Annotated in this window: 20 protein-coding genes; 15 read left to right on the forward strand and 5 right to left on the reverse strand. The window is 72.2% G+C overall.

Translation table 11 applies throughout. The features are described 5' to 3' along the window. The first annotated feature begins 133 nt into the window (after positions 1-133). From AB5J51_RS30740 to AB5J51_RS30795, 12 genes are all read left to right on the forward strand, one after another. Positions 134-1,468, forward strand: coding sequence for an MFS transporter (locus AB5J51_RS30740; RefSeq protein WP_078987257.1), 1,335 nt, complete (start codon positions 134-136; stop codon positions 1,466-1,468). Between the two features lie 58 nt (positions 1,469-1,526). After that, positions 1,527-2,888, forward strand: a complete 1,362-nt coding sequence (gene pafA / locus AB5J51_RS30745; RefSeq protein ID WP_030294339.1) for a Pup--protein ligase — start codon at positions 1,527-1,529, stop codon at positions 2,886-2,888. 103 nt (positions 2,889-2,991) lie between these two features. Continuing rightward, on the forward strand, positions 2,992-3,930 hold the full coding sequence (locus AB5J51_RS30750; RefSeq protein ID WP_369779123.1) for an FKBP-type peptidyl-prolyl cis-trans isomerase: 939 nt from the start codon (positions 2,992-2,994) through the stop codon (positions 3,928-3,930). Between the two features lie 42 nt (positions 3,931-3,972). Beyond that, positions 3,973-4,350 carry an FKBP-type peptidyl-prolyl cis-trans isomerase gene (locus AB5J51_RS30755; protein WP_030294343.1) on the forward strand — a complete coding sequence of 126 codons (378 nt, stop codon included), beginning with the start codon at positions 3,973-3,975 and terminating at the stop codon, positions 4,348-4,350. A 130-nt stretch (positions 4,351-4,480) separates the two neighbouring features. After that, a complete protein-coding gene (locus tag AB5J51_RS30760) occupies positions 4,481-5,437 on the forward strand; it encodes a YafY family protein (protein ID WP_133898500.1) in 957 nt (318 codons plus the stop codon). Positions 5,438-5,527: 90 nt separating this feature from the next. Then, a complete protein-coding gene (locus tag AB5J51_RS30765) occupies positions 5,528-6,496 on the forward strand; it encodes a YafY family protein (RefSeq protein ID WP_053785967.1) in 969 nt (322 codons plus the stop codon). A 132-nt stretch (positions 6,497-6,628) separates the two neighbouring features. After that, the gene (locus AB5J51_RS30770; RefSeq protein WP_053785968.1) at positions 6,629-6,901 is read left to right on the forward strand and encodes a hypothetical protein; all 273 of its coding nucleotides are present in this window, start codon (positions 6,629-6,631) and stop codon (positions 6,899-6,901) included. Positions 6,902-6,928: 27 nt separating this feature from the next. After that, positions 6,929-7,129 (forward strand): hypothetical protein, encoded by a 201-nt coding sequence (locus tag AB5J51_RS30775; protein WP_053785969.1) that lies wholly within the window; start codon positions 6,929-6,931, stop codon positions 7,127-7,129. Between the two features lie 204 nt (positions 7,130-7,333). Next, complete coding sequence (gene tatA / locus AB5J51_RS30780; RefSeq protein WP_369779124.1) at positions 7,334-7,630, forward strand: Sec-independent protein translocase subunit TatA; 297 nt, start codon at positions 7,334-7,336, stop codon at positions 7,628-7,630. 73 nt (positions 7,631-7,703) lie between these two features. Next, positions 7,704-8,669, forward strand: coding sequence for a twin-arginine translocase subunit TatC (tatC, locus tag AB5J51_RS30785; RefSeq protein ID WP_136224274.1), 966 nt, complete (start codon positions 7,704-7,706; stop codon positions 8,667-8,669). Positions 8,670-8,686: 17 nt separating this feature from the next. After that, positions 8,687-9,598 (forward strand): diacylglycerol kinase, encoded by a 912-nt coding sequence (locus tag AB5J51_RS30790; RefSeq protein WP_053785972.1) that lies wholly within the window; start codon positions 8,687-8,689, stop codon positions 9,596-9,598. An 80-nt stretch (positions 9,599-9,678) separates the two neighbouring features. After that, positions 9,679-12,531: a DEAD/DEAH box helicase gene (locus AB5J51_RS30795; protein ID WP_369779125.1), complete on the forward strand. Its 2,853-nt coding sequence runs from the start codon at positions 9,679-9,681 to the stop codon at positions 12,529-12,531. A 233-nt stretch (positions 12,532-12,764) separates the two neighbouring features. Here AB5J51_RS30795 and AB5J51_RS30800 read toward each other — a convergent pair whose 3' ends face one another. From AB5J51_RS30800 to AB5J51_RS30815, 4 genes are all read right to left on the reverse strand, one after another. Next, positions 12,765-13,724: an RluA family pseudouridine synthase gene (locus tag AB5J51_RS30800; protein WP_369779126.1), complete on the reverse strand. Its 960-nt coding sequence runs from the start codon at positions 13,722-13,724 to the stop codon at positions 12,765-12,767. 19 nt (positions 13,725-13,743) lie between these two features. Next, entirely contained in the window at positions 13,744-15,294 is a 1,551-nt protein-coding gene (locus AB5J51_RS30805) for a serine hydrolase (RefSeq protein WP_369779127.1), read from the reverse strand. A gap of 168 nt (positions 15,295-15,462) precedes the next feature. Beyond that, a complete protein-coding gene (locus AB5J51_RS30810; RefSeq protein ID WP_369779128.1) occupies positions 15,463-16,296 on the reverse strand; it encodes a siderophore-interacting protein in 834 nt (277 codons plus the stop codon). A 49-nt stretch (positions 16,297-16,345) separates the two neighbouring features. Beyond that, positions 16,346-17,251 (reverse strand): 5'-3' exonuclease, encoded by a 906-nt coding sequence (locus AB5J51_RS30815; RefSeq protein ID WP_053785977.1) that lies wholly within the window; start codon positions 17,249-17,251, stop codon positions 16,346-16,348. A 259-nt stretch (positions 17,252-17,510) separates the two neighbouring features. On the opposite strand from AB5J51_RS30815, the gene AB5J51_RS30820 reads away from it, so the two are divergent. Both AB5J51_RS30820 and AB5J51_RS30825 read left to right on the forward strand, forming a co-directional pair. After that, positions 17,511-18,122: a helix-turn-helix domain-containing protein gene (locus tag AB5J51_RS30820; RefSeq protein ID WP_051832331.1), complete on the forward strand. Its 612-nt coding sequence runs from the start codon at positions 17,511-17,513 to the stop codon at positions 18,120-18,122. Positions 18,123-18,127: 5 nt separating this feature from the next. Continuing rightward, the gene (locus tag AB5J51_RS30825; RefSeq protein ID WP_369779129.1) at positions 18,128-18,850 is read left to right on the forward strand and encodes a helical backbone metal receptor; all 723 of its coding nucleotides are present in this window, start codon (positions 18,128-18,130) and stop codon (positions 18,848-18,850) included. A gap of 85 nt (positions 18,851-18,935) precedes the next feature. Here AB5J51_RS30825 and AB5J51_RS30830 read toward each other — a convergent pair whose 3' ends face one another. Beyond that, a complete protein-coding gene (locus AB5J51_RS30830) occupies positions 18,936-20,057 on the reverse strand; it encodes a TDT family transporter (RefSeq protein ID WP_369779130.1) in 1,122 nt (373 codons plus the stop codon). Between the two features lie 70 nt (positions 20,058-20,127). Here AB5J51_RS30830 and AB5J51_RS30835 point away from each other — a divergent pair, with 70 nt between their 5' ends. Beyond that, entirely contained in the window at positions 20,128-21,075 is a 948-nt protein-coding gene (locus AB5J51_RS30835; protein ID WP_136224279.1) for a LysR family transcriptional regulator, read from the forward strand. The last annotated feature ends 134 nt before the right edge of the window (positions 21,076-21,209 follow it).

Below are 21,209 nucleotides of genomic sequence, written 5' to 3' on the forward strand. Positions count from 1 at the left end.
GTCGGTGGGGGTGGGGGTGTCGTCCGGCTGGACCCCTGTGGTGGGGCCATGGTACGTATGACGTCGAAGGTTATACGTATTACTTGATGACTTGGATGACTCCCGGCTGGGTTCCGGGCAGAAGGGGGCGGACATGGCCGCGGGATACGCGGAGCTGCTCAGGACCCGGCACGCCGCGAGGCTGCTGACGGGCACGCTCGTCGGCCGCCTGCCGAACGCGACCGCGGCGATCGCGATCGTGCTGTTCACGCGGGCCGAGGGGGGCAGCTACAGCCTCGCGGGCGCCCTCGCCGCGGTGTACGGGGTGGCCAATGCAGTGGGTCAGCCGCTGCTCGGCCGTGCCGTGGACCTGTTCGGGCAGCCGCGGGTGCAGCTGCCTGCCGCGGTGCTCTCGGCGCTGGGCATGGCGTGGCTCGCGTTCGCGGGTACCGGGTCGGCGGCGGCCGCGTACGGGGCCGTGGTCGTCGGCGGGTTCTTCGCGCCGCCGCTGGAGGGCGGGCTGCGGGCGCTGTGGCCCTCCGTGCTCGGTGGCAAGGAGGAGCAGGTGCACGCCGCGTACGCGATGGACGCGGTGGCCCAGGAGATCATGTACACGGTCGGTCCGCTGCTCGTGACGCTGTGTGTTTCGCTGTGGGACCCGGCGGGGGCGCTGCTGGTGATCCATGCGCTCGGCGTCCTGGGGGCGCTGTCCGTCGTGGTCAGCGAACCCTCGCGGACGTGGCGCTCCGAGCCGCGCGAGGCGCACTGGCTGGGCGCGCTGCGCTCGCCGGGGCTGCGGGCGCTGCTGGGTGCGTTCTTCTTCGTGGGCATGGCGCTGGGTTCGATCACGGTGGCGGGCGTGGCGTATGCCGACGGCCACGGGGGCCAGTCGGTGTACGGCTGGCTGATGGCGGCGCTGGGTCTGGGCGCGCTGGCCGGCGGGGTGCTGTACGGGGCGCGGCAGTGGGCGGGTGCGCCGGAGCGGCGGCTGCGGCTGATCGTGGCGCTGCTGGCGGTGTGCTACCTGCCGCTGATGCTGGTTCCGGGGCCGGTGGCGATGACGGGCCTGTCGGCGCTGGCGGGTGTGTTCCTGGCGCCCGCGCTGGCGTGTGCGTTCATCGTGGTGGACCGGCACGCTCCGGTGGGGACGGTGACGGAGGCCTTCTCGTGGCTGGTGACGTTCTTCGGGGTGGGTGCGGCGATCGGCACGGCTGTGGCCGGGCCTGCGGTGGAACTGGGCGGGACGGCGAGCGGGTTCGGCGTGGCGAGTGTCGCGGGGGCGGCGGCGCTGCTGGTGCTGACGCTCACTCAGCGCGTCATGGCCGCTCCCGGCCGGACCCGTACGGTGGCGGGCTCGCCGGTGGGGTCTGCGGCGGACACGAATGCGGGGCCGGTCGCGGGTGCGGGCGAGCGTGCCGGCGGGGGCGGTGTGGAGGGCCGGGTGGGCGGTCCGGCGGAAGGCCAGGCGGAGCGGCTCGTCGGGAACTGATCGAAACGGCGTTCACGAACCCGGTTTCAGAACAGTGCAGAAGGCGTAATGTTCAGTCATGGACCGCCGCATTTTCGGGCTGGAGAACGAGTACGGCGTCACGTGCACGTTCAGGGGACAGCGCCGACTGTCTCCTGACGAAGTGGCGCGCTACCTCTTCCGCCGTGTTGTGTCATGGGGCCGCAGCAGCAATGTCTTCCTGCGGAACGGCGCCCGTCTGTACCTCGACGTGGGTTCGCATCCGGAATATGCAACTCCCGAATGCGACAACGTGACCGAACTGGTCACGCACGACAAGGCGGGCGAGCGCATTCTCGAAGGCCTGCTCGTCGATGCCGAACGCCGCCTGCACGAGGAGGGAATCGCGGGCGACGTCTATCTCTTCAAGAACAACACCGACTCGGCCGGCAACTCGTACGGCTGTCACGAGAACTATCTCGTGGCCCGGCACGGAGAATTCTCCCGCCTGGCGGACATCCTCATTCCGTTCCTCGTCACGCGGCAGCTGATCTGCGGCGCGGGCAAGGTGCTGCAGACCCCGCGGGGTGCGGTCTACTGCGTGAGCCAGCGGGCCGAGCACATCTGGGAGGGCGTCAGCTCCGCGACGACCCGGTCCCGGCCGATCATCAACACGCGGGACGAGCCGCACGCGGATGCGGAGCGGTACCGCCGCCTGCACGTGATCGTCGGGGACTCGAACATGTCCGAGACGACCATGCTGCTCAAGGTGGGGGCCACCGACCTGGTGCTGCGCATGATCGAGGCGGGGACGGTGATGCGTGACCTGACCCTGGAGAACCCGATCCGGGCGATCCGCGAGGTCAGCCACGACATCACGGGCCAGCGCAAGGTGCGCCTCGCGAGCGGGCGGGAGGCCTCGGCGCTGGAGATCCAGCGCGAGTACTACGACAAGGCCGTGGACTTCGCCGAGCGCCGGGGGATCCGTACCGGCACGGTGGACCAGGTGCTGGAGTTGTGGGGCCGTACCCTCGACGCGATCGAGGCGGAGGATCTGGACCGGATCGGGACCGAGATCGACTGGGTCATGAAGTACCAGCTGATCGAGCGGTACCGGGCCAAGCACGGCATGACCATGTCGAATCCGCGGGTGGCTCAGATAGACCTCGCGTACCACGACATCCACCGCCGGCGCGGGCTGTACTACCTGCTGGAGCGCAAGGGGCAGGCGGCGCGGATCTGCAACGACCTGAAGATCTTCGAGGGCAAGTCGGTGCCCCCGCAGACCACGCGGGCGCGGCTGCGCGGCGATTTCATCCGCCGGGCGCAGGAGCAGCGGCGGGACTTCACGGTGGACTGGGTGCACCTGAAGCTGAACGACCAGGCGCAGCGGACCGTGCTGTGCAAGGACCCGTTCCGGTCGGTGGACGACCGGGTGGAGAAGCTGATCGCCGGGATGTGACATCGCGCTGATCTTTGCCGGGGCCCCGTACGGATCTCGTACGGGGCCCTCTGCACGCCTTAGAGTGGCGACGACCGCCAGCCGTCTGAGATCTGAGGAACCCGTGCGCCGACTTGCCGGCCTGCTTGTCGTACCCCTTCTGCTGCTGTCGACAGCAGCCTGTGGCGACAGCGGCTCCGACTCCGCCGAGATGAAGAACGGGGCGCCCGCGATCACCAAGGGTGCCAAGTTCGGTGAGACCCCGACCCTGTCCAAGGGCAAGGGCGACCCGCCGAAGGAGCTGAAGGTGGTGACCGTCAGCCAGGGCACCGGCCCGGCGCTGAAGAAGGGCGATGTCGCCCAGGTCAACTACCTCGGCCAGGTGTGGGACGGCAAGGAGCCGTTCGACCAGAGCTTCGGCAAGGGCAAGCCGTTCGAGGTGACCATCGGTGCAGGGATGGTCATCAAGGGCTGGGACCAGGGCCTGGAGGGCAAGAAGGTCGGCAGCCGCCTCGAGCTGGTGATCCCGCCGGACCTCGGCTACGGCGAGAAGGGCTCCGGCGACAAGATCAAGCCGAACGCCACGCTGGTCTTCGTCGTGGACATCGTCAAGGGCACCTCGGTCCCGGCCTCGGCCACGGGCAAGGAGGTCGCGCAGGACAACAAGGACCTGCCGAAGATCGGGACGAACACGGACGGCAAGGAAGTCTCCGTGACCGTTCCGAAGGACTCCGCGCCGCCGGCCAAGCTCGTCTCGAACTACGTGCTGGAGGGTGACGGCCCGGCCGTCAAGGACACCGACAGCGTCATCGTCAAGTTCAACGGCAAGACGTGGAAGGACGACAAGACCTTCGAAAGCACGTACGCCACCGACCAGACGGTGACGTGGCCGATGGACCAGCTGTCGGTCAAGGGCCTCAAGGACGGCCTGCTCGGCAAGAAGGTCAACAGCCGCATCCTGCTGGTCATCCCGCCGGACCAGGGGTTCGGCGACAAGGAGCAGGGCACCATCCCGGCGAACTCGACGCTGGTCTTCAGCCTCGACATCCTCGCCGTGATGTAAGACTGTCCCAGTTGACCTGATTCGTTTTTGAGGAGCAGTTCCGTGAGCAACCAGCTCGAGAAGCCCGAGATCGACTTCCCCGAGGGCCCCGTCCCGGCCGACCTCGTCATCGAGGACATCTGGGAGGGCGACGGCGCCGAGGCCACGGCCGGCAACAAGGTCTCCGTCCACTACGTGGGCGTGGCCTTCTCCACCGGTGAGGAGTTCGACGCGTCCTGGAACCGCGGCGCCCCGCTGCAGTTCATCCTGGGCATCGGCCAGGTCATCGCCGGCTGGGACAAGGGTGTCCAGGGCATGAAGGTCGGCGGCCGTCGCAAGCTGACGATCCCCGCCCACCTCGCGTACGGCGACCAGAGCCCGACCCCGGCCATCAAGCCGGGCGAGACGCTGATCTTCGTCTGCGACCTGATGGGTGTCTGATCCCGGCAACCCGTGATCGGTGAAGGGCCCCCGCCGTGAGGCGGGGGCCCTCGCTTTTGCCGGGGACCGCCGGGGCGGTACGGTCAACGGTCAATGCAACTTGTAAGCGGAGAAGGGCGGAAGGGCGTCGATGGCGATTGCCAAGGCCGAGCGGCTGATGAATCTGGCGCTGTGTCTGCTGGGGACCCGTCGGCCGCTGAGCAAGCGTGAGCTGCGCGGTTCCATCGAGGCGTACATGGAGGCCGGCAACGACGAGTCCTTCAACCGCATGTTCGAGCGGGACAAGGACGATCTGCGTGAACTCGGCCTGGTCATCGAGACGGTGGAGAACCTGGAGGGGGAGACCGGATACCTCGCCCGCCGCGACAGCAACCGGCTGCCGCCCGTCTCGCTGGACGCCGAGGAGGCCGCCGCCCTCGGGCTCGCGGCCAAGGTCTGGCAGCAGGCCCGCCTCGCCGGAGCCGCCAGCGGCGCCCTGCAGAAGCTGCGTGCCGGCGGGATGCCGGAGGCCGGGGATCCGTACGAGGGCCAGCACAGCGCCATCGAGCCGCGCATCCCCGTCCACGAGGCGGCCTTCGAACCGCTGATGCTGGCCTGTCGCGACCGCCGGCCGGTGGTCTTCGACTACCGCAAGTCCACCGCCGCGCGCCCCGAGACCCGCCAGGTCGAGCCGTGGGCGCTGGAGTGCTGGCGCGGCCACTGGTACCTGGCCGGCTACGACCGCGACCGCGGGGCGGAGCGCGTGTTCCGGCTCTCCCGGATCACCGGCAAGGTCAAGTCCCGGGCGGCCAAGTACACCGCCGAGGTCCCGGACGTGGTCACCGTACGGGAGACCGTGGCCAGCTGGGCCGGGGAGAGCGCGGACCGCTCCGCGCTGATCCGGCTGCGGGCCGGCGCCGGGTACCCGCTGCGGGCCAAGGCCACCGCCGTGCGCGAGCGCGGGGACGGCTGGGACGAGCTGGAGATCCCGTACGGGCACGGGCTGGACGCCTGGCTGGTCGAGTTCGGGCCGGACGTGGTGGTCGTGGACCCCGCCGACCTGCGGGCGGACGTCGTGGACCGGCTGCGCGCCGTGGCCGAGGGCTGAGCCCGTCCCGGCACGCCCGGACCGCACAGATCGCATCACCGCACCACCGCACCGTTCGCAAGACGTGCCCTGAGGGGGAGACGTACCAGCATGGCTGCCAACGCCATCGACCAGACCCGCCGGATGCTGTCCCTGGTGACGTACCTGCGCGAGCGCCCCGGGGCGCACGTCGCCGACGTCGCCCGCGCCTTCGGGATCACCGAGGACGAGCTGATCTCGGACCTCGACGTGCTGCCCATGTGCGGGACCAGCTTCCGCGGCGGCGACCTGCTCGACATCGACACCGACGGGGAGCGCATCTGGTGGCGCAACCCCGACGCGTCGGGGGAGTCCACCGCCGAGCCGCTGCGCCTCGCCGCCGACGAGGCGACCGCGCTGCTGGTCGCCGCCCGCGCCGTGGCCACGCTGCCGGGGCTGCGCGAGAGCGACCGGGACGCGCTGCTGCGCGCCACCGCGAAGCTGGAGGCGGCCGCCGGCGAGGCGGCCGGGGCCAGCTCCCGGCTGTCGGTGACCTTCGAGGCGGAGGGCGGGGTCTTCGCGGACGTCGACCGGGCCATCGCGGAGCGCCGCCGGCTGTGGCTGCGCTACTACTCGCCGGCGCGGGACGAGCTGACCGAGCGCAAGGTCGACCCGATCCGGCTCTTCGCAGTGGGCCACACGTACATGGAGGGCTGGTGCCACCTCTCCGAGGCCCGGCGCACCTTCCGCCTCGACCGGGTCGCCGAGATCCGGCTGCTGGACGAGCGGGCCGAGCCGCCCGCCATCGAGCCGCGCGACCTGTCCGAGGGGCTCGTCCAGCCGGCCGCCGAGGACCCGGAGGTCGTGGTCGAGGTCGGACCGGGCGGCCGCTGGGTCGCCGAGTACTACCCGCACGACAGCGCCGAGGAGCTGTCCGACGGCGGTCTGCGGATCACGCTGCGCAGCCCGGACCCGGCCTCGCTGCGCCGCCTCGCGCTGCGGCTGGGCCGCGAGGGCCGGATCGTGGCGCCCCTGGAGCTGGCGGACAGCGCGCGGCAGGCGGCCCGGGAGGCCCTCGCCGGGTACGGGGAACCGGGCTGAGCCAGGGGAAGCGGCGGGCCGTGCGGGTGCGGGGCCGCGCCGTACGGGAGCCGTGACGTCCGCACGCTGTGCCGCTGCAAGCTGTGCCGTCAGGAACGAATGGTCTGAGGGGAGCGCCGAGCGATGTCGCCAATGTCTGGGCCACGGGGTGTGCAAGCTGCCGCAGGATCGCCGGGGTGGCCGTCCACGGTCGGGCCGGTCTCCTTCAAGGCAGCCTGTTCCGACTGCCGCGCCCGCTTCGAGCTGGACGCGGGGTCCCTGCGGCTGGTGATCGGCGGGAGCCGGCGGACCACGTTCTACTCCTTCACCTGTCCCGAGTGCGGGGCCTCCGTGAGAAAACCGGCCGGCGAGCGCATCGTGGAACTGCTGACCGGGGGCGGCGTGAGCACCCTGCGCAGCATCTGAGGCGGCCGGTGGCCTAGGCTCGACCCCATGCTGTGGCCGATGCTCGCAATCGCCCTGGGTTTCCTCGGGCTCGCCGTCCTCGCCGTCCTCGCGGTACGGGTCTTCGTCGAGGTGCGGCGGCTGTCCGGCCAGGTCGAGCTGGCCAGCCGGCGGATCGCTGACGCCTCGGGGGACCTGGAGCGCGCGGCCACGGATCTGGCGCGCGCGGGCGGCGCCGCCCGGCCGTGACCCGCAGGTCTGCGGCCCGCACGCGTATGGAAAGTGCGCCGCGGGACCCGTACCGTCGGTCGCAGCCGTACGCAAGGCGGGATACCCCCGGGGATTGCCGGGCGTTAACCCCAGGGGGTTACGATCCTTTCCTGAGCGGCCACGGACCCCGGTCCGCGGCCGCCGACACCACAACCAGCCGTTTCGGTGAGAAGGAAGACACACATGATCGGCAATCTGAAGCCCCTCGAGATCCTTCTGATCATCGCTGTCATCGTGCTGCTGTTCGGTGCGAAGAAGCTCCCCGAGATGGCCCGCTCCCTCGGCAAGTCGGCCCGCATCCTCAAGAGCGAGGCCAAGGCCATGAAGAACGACGGCGCGGCCGACGACGTCGGCACCGCCGCGACGGTCGCCGACCAGACCCCGCAGCAGGCGACCGCCCCGCGCACCATCAAGGCCGCTCCCGGCGACGTGACCAGCTCGCGTCCCGTCAACGAGCCGAACCACACCACCCAGGGCTGACCGTCCGGCCGCCGGGCTGCCGGCCCGCGGTCGCGATCACGCCGGTCATCTGCAACGAGACAAGGGACGTGGGTTGCTCAAGTCTGCCCGCAAGCAGGAGAAGCAAAGCAAGCAGGAGAAGGACGCCGAAGGGCGGATGCCTCTTGTCGAGCACCTGCGTGAGCTGAGAAACCGCCTGCTGAAGTCGGTCCTGGCGATCCTCGTGATCACCGCCGTGGCGGCGTTCTACTACAAGAACCTCATCGACTTCATGCTGAAGCCGATGCTGGACTCCGTCGGCTGCACCGGCGGGGTCGTCTCGCAGCGCAACGGCCGGCCCTGCGCCGACATGACCGTGAACGGCCTCATCGCCCCGTTCTCGATCGCCCTCAAGGTCTCGCTCACCGCCGGTGTGGTGCTCTCGGCGCCGGTGTGGCTCTACCAGCTCTGGGCCTTCGTCGCCCCCGGCCTGCACAAGCACGAGAAGCGCTACGCGACGGCCTTCGTCGCCGTCGGCGCTCCGCTGTTCGGCGCCGGTGCGGTACTCGCGTACAAGCTGCTGCCGAAGACCGCGCAGATCCTCCTCGAGTTCACCCCCGACAACGCGCGCAACCTGCTCCCGGTCGACGACTACCTCGACCTGGTCACGCGCATGGTCGTCGTCTTCGGCCTCGCCTTCGAGCTGCCGCTGCTGCTGATCCTGCTGAACTTCACCGGGGTCCTCACCGCGAAGCGGCTGGCGAGCTGGTGGCGGGCCATGGTGCTGGGCATCACGATCTTCGCCGCGTTCGCCACGCCCACCGGCGACCCGCTGACCATGCTGTCGCTGGCCGCGCCGATCATCGCCCTCTACTTCATCGCCCTCGGGATCTGCCTGGTCAACGACCGCAGGCGGCGCCGGGGGAACCCCGACGCGCTGCTCGACGACGACGAGGCGGCGGAGCTAGACCTCACGCCCGCGCCGATCGGTGAGCTGGAGGCCGTCCAGGCCCCGACCGCGCTGCCCGAGCAGGCCGACGGGAGCCGCAGGCAGATCAACGGTTACGACGACGCGACCTGACAGGTACATTCCGGTGCGTGAGCGCTGAGATCACCCTCCTCGTCAATCCCACCGCGGGCCGCGGCCGGGGCGCGCACGCCGCGCAGCCGGCCGCTTCCGCGCTCCGGGCCGCCGGATTCTCCGTACGGACGGTCCTCGGCGCCGATGCCGCGGACGCGCTGTCCCGGCTGCGCACCGCCGTGCGCGAGGGCACCGGGGCGGTGATCGCCGTCGGCGGCGACGGCGTAGTCTCGCTGGCCCTGCAGGCCCTGGCCGGGACGCTGGTGCCGCTCGGGGTGGTCGCCGTGGGCACCGGGAACGACTTCGCGCGGGCCATGGGACTGCCCGTGGGGGAGCCCGCGCAGGCGGGGCGGCTGGCCGCCGAGGCGCTCAAGGAGGGCCGGATCCGCGAGATCGACCTCGGACGGGTGTCCCGGGCGGGCGCCGGGGCCGACGGCGGGACCTGGTACGGGACCGTGCTGTGCTCCGGCTTCGATTCGCGGGTCAACGACCGCGGCAACCGGATGCGGCTCCCGGCGGGCCGGTTCAAGTACGACCTGGCGATCCTCGCGGAGCTGGCCGCGTTCCGGCCGTTCCCGTACCGGATCACCCTCGACGACGGTCCGGTGATCGAGACCGAGGCCACGCTGGTCGCCGTCGGCAACGGGACCTCGTACGGGGGCGGCATGCGCATCTGCGCCGACGCCGTCCCGGACGACGGGCTCTTCGACGTCGTGGTCGTCGGCGACTGCAGCCGGGCCACCCTGCTGAAGGTGTTCCCGCAGGTCTACAAGGGGACGCACCTCGGCCACCCGAAGGTGACCGTCCACCGGGCGGCGAAGATCACGCTGGAGGCCGCCGGGATCACCGCGTACGCGGACGGCGAGCCGCTCGGGCCGCTGCCGGTGAGCGCCGACTGCGTCCCGGGTGCCCTGCGGCTGCTGGCCTAGCGCCGGCCCGGCGGTGGCTGTGCGGTCCGTATAAATGATCGCGACTGTTGTCAGGGGCGACGGGTAGGCTCGAGAACAAGATGACCGAAGAACTCTCACCCGCCGAGCGGTACGCCGCTGCCCGGATCCGCGCCGCCGAAGAGGCCAGTGCTCTGCACCCCTTCCGCGAGATGTACGAATTCGACCTGGACCCGTACCAGGTCGACGCCTGCAAGGCACTGGAGGCCGGCAAGGGCGTCCTCGTGGCCGCCCCGACCGGCTCGGGCAAGACGATCGTCGGCGAGTTCGCCGTACACCTGGCCCTGCAGCAGGGCCGCAAGTGCTTCTACACGACGCCCATCAAGGCCCTGTCGAACCAGAAGTACGCCGACCTCGTCAAGCGCTACGGCGCCGCCAAGGTGGGCCTGCTGACCGGTGACAACAGCGTCAACTCCGAGGCGCCCGTGGTCGTGATGACCACCGAGGTGCTCCGCAACATGCTCTACGCGGGCTCGCAGTCGCTGCTCGGCCTCGGGTACGTCGTGATGGACGAGGTGCACTACCTCTCCGACCGGTTCCGCGGAGCCGTCTGGGAGGAAGTGATCATCCACCTCCCCGAGTCGGTGACGCTGGTGTCCCTGTCGGCCACCGTGTCCAACGCCGAGGAGTTCGGCGACTGGCTCGACACCGTGCGCGGCGACACCGAGGTGATCGTCTCCGAGGAGCGGCCCGTCCCGCTGTGGCAGCACGTCATGGCAGGCCGCCGGATCTACGACCTCTTCGAGGAGGAGTCCGACCACGGAGGCCGCGGCTCCGCGCGCCGCGAGGTCAACCCCGACCTGCTGCGCATGGCGCGCGAGGAGAACACCCGCACGTACAGCCCGAAGGACCGGCGGCGCGGCAAGATGGTCCGCGAGGCCGACCGCGAGCGCGAGCGGCGCTCCCGCGGCCGGATCTGGACCCCGAGCCGCCCCGAGGTCATCGCCCGCCTCGACGGCGACGGGCTGCTGCCCGCCATCAACTTCATCTTCAGCCGGGCCGGCTGCGAGGCCGCCGTCCAGCAGTGCCTGTTCGCCGGCCTGCGGCTCAACGACGACACGGCCCGCCTGAAGGTGCGCGAGATCGTCGAGGAGCGGACCGCGTCCATCCCCGCCGAGGACCTGCACGTCCTGGGGTACTACGAGTGGCTCGAAGGCCTGGAGCGGGGCATCGCCGCGCACCACGCCGGCATGCTGCCCACCTTCAAGGAGGTCGTGGAGGAGCTGTTCGTCCGCGGCCTGGTCAAGGCCGTCTTCGCCACCGAGACCCTGGCGCTGGGCATCAACATGCCCGCGCGCACGGTGATCCTGGAGAAGCTGGTCAAGTGGAACGGCGAGCAGCACGCCGACATCACCCCCGGCGAGTACACGCAGCTCACCGGCCGGGCCGGGCGGCGCGGCATCGACGTCGAGGGCCACGCCGTGGTCCTGTGGCAGCGCGGCATGGACCCGGCGGGCCTCGCCGGGCTCGCCGGCACCCGTACGTATCCGCTGCGCTCCAGCTTCAAGCCCTCGTACAACATGGCCGTGAACCTGGTCAGCCAGTTCGGGCGGCACCGCTCGCGCGAGCTGCTGGAGACCTCCTTCGCGCAGTTCCAGGCCGACCGCTCGGTCGTCGGGATCTCCCGGCAGGTGCAGCGCAACGAGGAAGGCCTGGACGGCTACCGGCAGGGCATGACCTGCCACCTCGGGAACTTCGAGGAGTACGCGCAGCTGCGCCGCGACCTCAAGGACCGCGAGACGGACCTGGCCAAGCAGGGCGCGGCCCAGCGCCGGGTGCAGGCGGCGAGTTCGCTGGAGAAGCTCAAGCCGGGCGACATCATCCACGTGCCGACCGGCAAGTTCGCCGGGCTCGCGCTGGTCCTGGACCCGGGCGTGCCGGCCGGGCGGGTCAACGGGCACCGCGGGTACGAGTACGCGGAGGGCCCGCGGCCGCTGGTGCTGACCGCGGAGCGGCAGGTCAAGCGGCTCGCCGCGATCGACTTCCCGGTGCCGGTCGAGGCGATCGAGCGGATGCGGATCCCGAAGACGTTCAACGCGCGCTCGCCGCAGTCCCGCCGGGACCTGGCGTCCCAACTGCGGGCCAAGGCCGGGCACATCACGCCGGAGCGCCGGGGCCGCGGCCGGGCCGCCGCGGCCGACGACCGCGAGATCACCCGGCTGCGCGCCGAGTTGCGGGCGCACCCCTGCCACGGCTGCGACGAGCGCGAGGACCACGCCCGCTGGGCGGAGCGCTACCACCGGCTCAAGCGGGACACCCAGCAGCTGGAGCGCCGTATCGAGGGCCGGACGAACACGATCGCCCGCACCTTCGACCGGATCCACGCGCTGCTCACCGAGCTGGACTACCTGCGCGAGGACGAGGTCACCGTGCACGGCAAGCGGCTCGCCCGGCTGTACGGGGAGCTCGACCTGCTGGCGTCCGAATGCCTGCGCGCCGGGGTCTGGGAAGGCCTGACCCCGGCCGAACTGGCCGCCTGCGTCTCGGCGTTGGTGTTCGAGGCGCGGCAGTCCGACGATGCGGTGGCGCCGAAGGTGCCGGGCGGCGCGGCGAAGGCGGCGCTCGCCGAGATGGTCCGGATCTGGGGCCGGCTCGACGCGCTGGAGGAGGAGCACCGCATCAACCAGGCGGAGGGCGTAGGCCAGCGCGAGCCGGACCTGGGCTTCGCCTGGGCGGCGTACCAGTGGGCCTCCGACAAGAGCCTGGACGAGGTGCTGCGCGAGGCGGAGATGCCGGCCGGTGACTTCGTGCGCTGGTGCAAGCAGGTCATCGACGTGCTGGGGCAGATCGCGGCAGCGGCTCCCGCGTCGTCCGCTCCGCCCTCCTCGCAGGGCGGGAGCACGGTCGCGCGCAATGCCCGCAAGGCCGTGGACGCACTGCTTCGGGGTGTGGTGGCGTACAGCTCGGTCGGCTAGGCGTTTTTGGAGCTTCCTCCGAAGGTGGTCGTGGCCGGATCTCATCTCTTGCCATGATCACTTCGGGGATGCCCTGTGCGACGATCGGCCCATGACCGGGGGAACGGCCGAAAGGCCGAGACGGGTCGGCCGGCCGCGTGCCCTTTCGGGTGCGGCCGGCCAGCAGCCGGCCGCCGCGCGAGGAACTCCTGTGCGCGGCGGCCGCGCTGTTCACCGTCCGGGGGTACGCGGCACTAGGTTCCGGTTTCCCAGCCCGCGAGGTCGTCCCAGGCCCGTAGGGACAGGCCGCTCTCGAAGCGGCGCGGGGTGCCCGTCACCGGGTCGGTGAACGACACGGTGCGGGCCAGGAGTTGCAGGGGCCTGCGGTAGTCGTCCGGGGCCGGGTCGGTGACCTGCGGGTACACCGGATCGCCCAGGATCGGCAGGCCCAGGCTGTTCATGTGCACCCGCAGCTGGTGGGTGCGGCCGGTGTGCGGGGTCAGCCGGTAGCGGCCCAGTTCCCCCCGGGTGCCGAGGAGTTCGACCAGGCTCTCGGCGTTCGGCTCGGCGCCCGGGACCTCGGCCGCGGCCATGACCCCGCGGATCTTCTCGATGTGGCTGCGGACCGTGCGGGGGAGGACGACCGCCGGGTCGTGGCGGGCGAGCGCCTCGTACTCCTTGCGGACCTGCCGCTCCTGGAACAGCAGCTGGTACGCGCCGCGGTCCTCGGGGCGGATGCTGAACATCACCAGCCCGGCGGTCAGCCGGTCCAGCCGGTGCGCCGGGCTGAGCTCGGGCAGGTCGAGCTCCGCGCGGAGCCGGGCCAGGGCGGTCTGCGTGATGTGGCTGCCGCGCGGGGTGGTCGCCAGGAAGTGCGGCTTGTCCACGACCAGGAGGTGCGCGTCCCGGTGGACGACGCGGATCGGGAACGGGACGGGCGGCTCCGGTTCCATGTCCCGGTGGAACCAGAGGTAGGCGCCGGGCTCGTACGGGTCCTGCGGACGCAGCACCCGCCCGCCCGGGCCGAACACCCGCCCGGCGCGCAGCAGGTGCGCGATGGACTCGGCGCCGCGGGTGCCGGCGTAGCGCTCGGCGAGGTAGCCGCCGAGGTCCGGCCACCGCCCGTCGGGGTCGGCGGGCAGCCGCAGCCGGACCGGGTCGATGCCGGCGACCTGGGGGAGGGGCGAGGGGGGTGCCTGGGCTCTGCGTCTCATCGGGGTCCAGGCTATGTGCCTATTGCTTGGTGAAGGTGCCCAGGTGGGTGGCGTCCAGGTACTCGATGCGGACCGTACCGTCCTTGAAGAACACCCCGGTGCGGCCGACCGCGTTCTCGCCGGAGGTCACGTAGCTGAACGTGTCCCCGTCGTAGTGGGTGAGCGGGAAGCGCATCGGCTTCGGGCCGAGGGAGAGGGTGAGTCCGCCCTTGCCGCTGCTGTTCGCCGTCACGGTCAGCTTCCCGTAGTACGGGCTGACGTAGGTCCCGGTGTACGCGCTGTCGGCGCGGGCCGGCTTCGCGCCCGCGGGCGGGTGCGCGTAGTCGGTGGCGGAGGGGCCGGGGCCGAGTTGCTGGGCGTACAGCTCGGCGAAGAGGGGCAGCCAGTCGGTGGTCGGCGCGCCGTGCTCGGCGGTGTCGAAAAAGTCCATCGCGATGGCGTCGGCCATGCCGACCGGGGCGCCGTTGGTGAGGACGACGATGCCGAGCTTCTCCAGCGGGAGCAGCGTGACGTTGGTGTTGGCGCCGAGTTCGAAGCCGCCGGAGTGGCTCAGGCGCAGCCGGCCCGCATCGTCGTACGAGACGTTCCAGCCGAGCCCGTAGAAGCCGGTGTGGTCCAGGGGCGGGGTCGGCGCCTGCGACACGATGTGCGGCAGGCGCGTGGCCGCCAGGGTGTCGGCGGGAATGATCCGCTTCCCGTCGAGGGTGCCGCCGGCGAGCTGGAGGCGCAGCCAGCGGGCCATGTCGGTGGCGGTGGAACTCACGCCGCCGGCCGGTGCCTGGGCGTCGGGGTCGCGCACGAAGCGGGGCGACCAGGTCCCGTCCGGGTTCTTGACGTGGGTGGCCGCGTGGTCGGGGGCGTTGATGAAGGCCGAGAACTCGGTGCTGGTGTGCGTCATCCCGGCGGGCTTGAACAGGGTGTCCTGGCTGAGCTTCTCCCAGGTCGTGCCCTTCTGCCGGGCGACGGCCTCGGCGGCGGCGGTGAGGCCGAAGTTGGTGTAGTTGTAGCTCGCGCGGAAGGGGGTGAGAGCCTCCAGGCGGAGGTGGTCGAGGATGTACGCCTGGTCGTAGCCGAGGTCTTCGAGGAGGTCCCCGGCGTGGTCGGGGAGGCCGCTGCGGTGCGAGAAGAGGTCGGCGGTGGTGACGTGGCCGGTGACCCAGGTGTCCTTCAGCGCGAAGCCGGGGAGTTCGGTGCGGTCGTTCCAGTCGGCGGGGTCCTTGAGGGCGCCGGCCACCACCGTGGAGGAAATCGGTTTGGAGACGGACGCGACCTGGAAGACGGTGTCGGGGCCGATGGCGCCGGGGGCGTCGGTGCGGCGGACGCCGAAGCCCTTGAGGTAGACGACCTTGTCGTCGTGGACGACGGCGACGGCGGCCCCGGGGACCCCGGTGCTGTGCATGACATCGGTGACGAACCCGGGCAGGCGCGCGAGCGCCTTGTCCACTTCCGCGTCGGTGATCTGCGGCTTGGGCGCGGGCGGCGGGGTGGGCGCGGCGTGCGCGCCGGCCACCGCCGTTGCCGTGAGGACGGTGGCGGCTCCGGCTGCGCCGAACATGCGGAGCGTACGCATGCCCACATTGTCACGCCGAACGGGTGACCCCGCCGCTCGGAACGGCGGGAGAGCAGCCCGGCGGGTCGGGAACCGCGGGGGACGGTCCCCGGCCGTGTCGGCGGGGCCGGGTACCCGCGGGGTGTGCCCCGGGGACGGGGCGGTGCCCGGGCCGGGTCCGCGGTGCGGTTACGCCGCGGATTCCTGTTCGGCCAGGACCCGGGCGTTCCAGTCACCCTTGATCGCGCGCCAGCCCTCGTCCGTCTCGCCGAGCCGCCAGTAGCCGGAGATCGACAGGCGTTCCTTCGGGACGCTCCGCTCCAGGCGGAGGTGGTGGCGCAGTTCCTTCACGAAGCCGGCCTCGCCGTGGACGAAGGCGTGGACTTCGCGGGAGGGGAACTCGAAGGCCCTGACCGCCTCGACCAGGGTTTCGCCGACCGGGCGGGTGCCGCGGTGGAGCCAGACCGGGACGGTGCCGTCGCGGGTGGCGATCTTCTGCTCGTCCTGCGGGCCCTCCACCTCCACGAACGCGTGCACCCGCGCGCCGGCCGGCATCCGCTCCATCGCGGCCCCGATCGCCGGCAGCGCGCTCTCGTCGCCCACGAGCAGGTGCCAGCCGGCCGCCGGGTCGGGGGCGTAGGCGCCGCCCGGGCCGAGGAAGCGGACCAGTTCGCCCGGCTGGACGCGCGCCGCCCAGGGGCCGGCCAGGCCCTCGTCGCCGTGGACGACGAAGTCGAGCGTCAGCTCCAGGTGGGCCGGGTCCCAGGACCGGACCGTGTACGCACGCTGGCGCGGCCACGCCTCACGCGGGTACTCGGCGCGGATCCGGTCCAGGTCCCACGGCGAGGGGTAGGTGACGCCCTCGGGCGCGAACAGCAGCTTGATGTAATGGTCGGTGAACTCACCCGCACTGAACCGGACCAGTCCGGCACCGCCCAGCACCACGCGCACCATGTGCGGCGTGAGCCGCTCGGTGCGCACGACGACTGCAGTGCCGATCTTGCGGGCGCGTCCTTCTGCCACGGCGTCTCCCCTTGCTCCCCTGAAACTTAGGATTACCTAAGTTAGCACCTCAGGCGTGCAGCGCGCTGCTGAGCCGCGACACCGCTCCGCCAAGACCCCAGCGGCGCGCCAGCGCATCGACGAGTTCCGGCTGAGCGGGCACCGCCGGCAGAGCGGGGTCGAACGCCGGAAGGGGGACGTCCGAGGCCACCTGGACCACCTTCGGAGCGACCGCCAGATACGGCCGGGATTCGTCCAGCCGCTTGCGCTGGGTCGGGGTCAGCTTCGACTTCGGGTCGTCGATCGCGGCGATGATCCCGGCCAGCGTGCCGTAGGCGTCGAGCAGCTTCGCCGCCGTCTTCTCGCCGATCCCCGGAACCCCCGGCAGGCCGTCGCTCGGGTCCCCGCGCAGCAGGGCCAGGTCCGCGTAGCCCGGACCGTCCACCCCGTACTTCTCGCGCAGCCACGCCTCGTCCGTCACCTGGAGCGTGCCGACGCCCTTGAGCGGGTACAGCACGCGCCGCTGCCGGGCGTCGTCCACCAGCTGGTACAGGTCCCGGTCGCCGGTGACGATGTCCACCGGTCCGGTGGCGCGCGCCGTGAGCGTACCGATCACGTCGTCGGCCTCGTATCCGGCGACGCCCACCCGGGCGATCCCGAACGCGTCCAGCGCCGCCTCGATGATCGGCACCTGCGGGGCCAGGGTGTCGGGGATCTCCTCCGCGTCCGGTCCGGACTCGGTCTCCTGCGCGACCCGGTGGGCCTTGTAGGAGGGGATCAGCTCCACCCGCCAGTGCGGGCGCCAGTCGGCGTCCATGCACGCCACGAGATCGTCCGGGCGGTGGTCCTGGACCAGGCGCCCGATGAAGTCGAGCAGCCCGCGCACCGCGTTGACCGGGGTGCCGTCCGGGGCCTTCACGGAGTCCGGCACGCCGAAGTACGCGCGGAAGTAGAGGGAGGCGGTGTCCAGCAGCATCAGGCGTCGAGTCGTCGTCACGGTGACGATGATGCCGCAACCCTCACGTGCGCCCGGGGCGGACGGTTACGGCCGGGGGCACGGAAAGTGGCCGAAAGGGCGATCGGACATGGCACGGGAGTTTCACCCGGGGCGTACCCTGGTCGGCTCTTGCACGCGAAACCGGGGGCGGTTGCTGCGTAAGGTGCTTACAGCACACCGATGTGCGATGGACGCCGATGTACGCCGACGGACCAGACAAGGGGAGGGCAGCCCCGCCATGGACGACAGGGACGGCTCGGACGACAAGGAACGGGACAAGGACGCCAAGGAACCGCTCCGGGTGGGAGTGGCCGTGCGCAAGCGGCGCCGGGCACTGCACCTCACCCTCGCCGCCGTATCGGCGCGCAGCGGCCTGTCGGTGCCCTTCCTGAGTCAGATAGAGAACGAGCGGGCCCGGCCCAGCATGCGGTCCCTCGAGCGGGTCGCGGACGCGCTGGAGACCACGGCCGTCGAGCTGCTGGCCGCGTCCGACACCGCGCGCACGGTCGACCTCGTACGGGCCGGCGACGAATCCGGGCTCACGCCGGTCCCGGGCGTGCGCCCCCTCGTCCGCGGACACCACCAGCTGCACGCCCTGGAGTTCACCGGGGACCAGGACGCCGGCCGCGAATACCAGCACCGCAACGACGAGCTGATGTACGTCGTCTCGGGCGCCTGCCAGGTGGAGGCCGAGGGGCGGGCGTACCGGCTGGAGAGCGGGGACGCGCTGTTCCTGTCCGGCGGCGTACGGCACCGCTGGCGGGCCGTCTCCGAGGACACCCGGCTCCTGGTCGTGGCGGTCGGGGAGCACATCCACGCGACGTCCGAGCCGCCCTCGCCCGGGCGCTGAGCCGGATGCGGGTCGTCTCGCTGGCGCCCTCGCTGACCGAGGCGGTCGCGGTGAGCGCGCCCGGGTTGCTCGTCGGGGTGACCGACTGGTGCACCCACCCCGCGGACCTCGCGGAGCGGGGCGCGGTGCGCATCGGGGGGACGAAGAACCCCGACGTGGAGCGGATCACGGCGCTGCGCCCGGACCTGGTGATCGCCAACGAGGAGGAGAACCGGGCCCCCGACGTGGCGGCGCTGCGCGCGGCCGGGGTGGAGGTGCTGGTCACCGAGGTACGGGACCTGCCGCAGGCGCTGACCGAGCTGGACCGGGTGCTGGTGGGGGTGCTGGGGCTGGCGAGGCCGCGCTGGCTGGACGAGGCCGAGGCCGCATGGGCGCGCGTGGAGCCGGCCGGCCCGCTCCGGGCCTTCGTACCGGTGTGGCGGCGGCCCTGGATGGTGCTCGGCCGGGACACCTTCGCGGGCGACGTGCTGGCGCGCCTCGGCGTGCGCAACATCTACGCCGGCCACGGCGAGCGGTATCCCCGGGTGCCGGCGGAGGAGCTGGCCGCCGCCGACTGCGATCTGGTGGTGCTCCCCGACGAGCCGTACCGCTTCACGCGCGAGGACGGCCCGGAAGCCTTCCCGGACCACCCCTGCGCCCTGGTCAGCGGCCGCCACCTCACCTGGTACGGCCCCTCGCTGACCGAGGCCCCGGCGCTCCTGACGGCCGCCCTGCGCGCGGCGCGCTGAGGGCTGGCCGTACCCCTCACCGGTACGAAGGCCCCGTGCGGGGCGCTGATGGACGAGCTCCGGGCCGCCTGGCGGGCAGGGGGCGTCAGCGGGGGAGCAGGGTGCCTGTGAACAGGCCGCGGAGGGTGTGGCCGGCGGCCAGGAGCCAGGCGGTCAGCAGGGCCAGGAACAGGACCGCGGCGAGCCAGGCGAAGGCGGTCAGGCCGGTGTGGCGGGCCAGGCCGGCGGCGCCGGTGACGCAGGTGCCGACGGGGAAGGTCAGCGCCCACCAGGTCATCGCGAAGCCCATGCCGTTCCGGGCCGCCCGGACCAGCATTGCGGCGGCGAGGGCCAGCCACAGCAGGGCGAACCCCATCACGGGCACGCCGTAGACGACCGCGAAGGCGCCGAGCGCACCGGAGTACGGGGCGCCGATCGCCCGGGGGGCCATGTCGGCGAGCTGGTTGACCGCGGTGGTGGACTGGCCGAGGGGGCCCAGCACCAGGAACAGGGTGGGGGTCAGCAGCAGGGGCAGCGGGCCGCTCGTGATCAGCCGGCCGAACACCAGGGGCAGCATCAGCAGCGTGGCCAGCAGGCTGATGCCGAACATGGCGTAGCAGGCCAGCAGGAGCGCCTCGCGGGGCTGGCCGGCGGGCAGGTGGGGTATCAGCAGGGGGCCCAGGGCGGCGGAGACCATCGGGGCGACCAGGGGCAGCAGCCATACGGGGGTGGCCTGCGCGGCCTCGACCTTGTGGCGGACCACCATCAGGTACGGCACCACCACCGCCATGAGCAGGCCGATCGCGGTGCCGGCGGTGAACAGGACCGCGTCGGCGGCGACGGCGGCGGGCTCTCCGACGAGGTCCTTGCCGACGATCAGGGTGCCGCCGCCGACGGCCAGCAGGGCCATCGCCAGGCATCCGTAGAACGGGGCCACCGCGGGGTCGAGGAGATGGGCGCGGGCCTGGTCGCGGTGGTGGAGCCAGTGGCCGGCGCGGGCGGTGAGCACGAGGGCGAGGGCCGCGGCGGACAGCGCCCAGACGATCTGGCAGGCCACGCGCTGACCGGGCACCTGGTACGGGAGGGTCGCGCCGGCGTTGGCGACGATCGCCGTGCCCATGACGGACGCGTACCAGTTGGGGCCGAGGTGACGGAGCGCCGGGAAGGCCTTGTGGGCCTGGGGGGTCCGGGAAATGTGTTCGTGGGGTCGCACGAGGGTGGTGGCCATGGACCCAGCGTCGTCGCGGGGCCCGGCGTACGGCAGAGGGCATCTCTCTATAAGGTCATAAACTGACTTTATGGGTAACGAGGAGTGGGTTCCGCTGGCACACCGGGTACCGGACCTGGGAGCGCTGGAGCTGCTGCTCGCGGTGGCGCGGGTCGGCAGCCTGAGCGGCGCGGCCAAGCGCATGGGCATCACCCAGCCCGCCGCGAGCAGCCGGATCCGGGCGATGGAGACCCGGCTGGGCGTGGCGCTGGTGGACCGTTCGCCGCGGGGGTCGACCCTGACGGCGGAGGGGGCGCTCGTCACGGACTGGGCGCGGCGGGTGGTGGAGGCGGCGGAGGCGTTCGACGCCGGCGCGCAGGCGCTGCGCGGGCGGCGCGACTCGCGGCTGCGGGTGGCCGCCAGCATGACCATCGCGGAGTACCTGCTGCCGGGGTGGCTGATCGCGCTGCGGGGGCAGCGGCCGGGGACCGCGGTGTCGCTGCACGCGGGGAACTCGGCGGTGGTCGCGGAGCGGGTGCTCGCGCACGAGGCGGACCTGGGCTTCGTGGAGGGGCTGTCGGTACCGGAGGGGCTGGACTCGGCGGTGATCGCGCAGGACCGGCTGGTGGTGGCGGTGGCGCCGGGCCATGCGTGGGCGCGGCGGACGCGGGGGGTCGAGGCGGCGGAGCTGGCGGCGACGCCGCTGATCCTGCGGGAGTGGGGGTCGGGGACGCGGCAGGTGCTGGACGCGGCGCTGGCCGGGAGCGGCGGGCTGGCCCAGCCGCTGCTGGAGCTGGCGTCGACGACGGCGGTGAAGGCGGCGGCGGTGAGCGGGGCGGGGCCGTGCGTGCTGTCGGAACTGGCGCTGGGGGACGAGCTGGCCGCGCGGCGGCTGGTCGAGGTCCCGGTGTCGGGGGCGGCGCTGGGACGGGCGCTGCGGGCGGTCTGGCCGGTGGGAGCCAGGCCGGCGGGTCCGGCCCGCGACCTCCTGTCCCTGACCCGGGCCACCCCGGTGCCCATCGGCTCCGCCGGCGTTTGAGGCGACACGTCCCGCGCGGCGGAGCGGGACTGCTCCTGCGCCGCCGTCGCCGGGGGCGCTGCCCCCGGACCCCCGCGCCTCGAACGCAGGCGGGGCCGGACGGGGCCGGGGTACGGAAGTGCGCAGGTGCCTCG

Origin of the sequence: Streptomyces sp. R33 (genome assembly GCF_041200175.1) — a bacterium.
Lineage (GTDB): Bacteria > Actinomycetota > Actinomycetes > Streptomycetales > Streptomycetaceae > Streptomyces > Streptomyces katrae_B.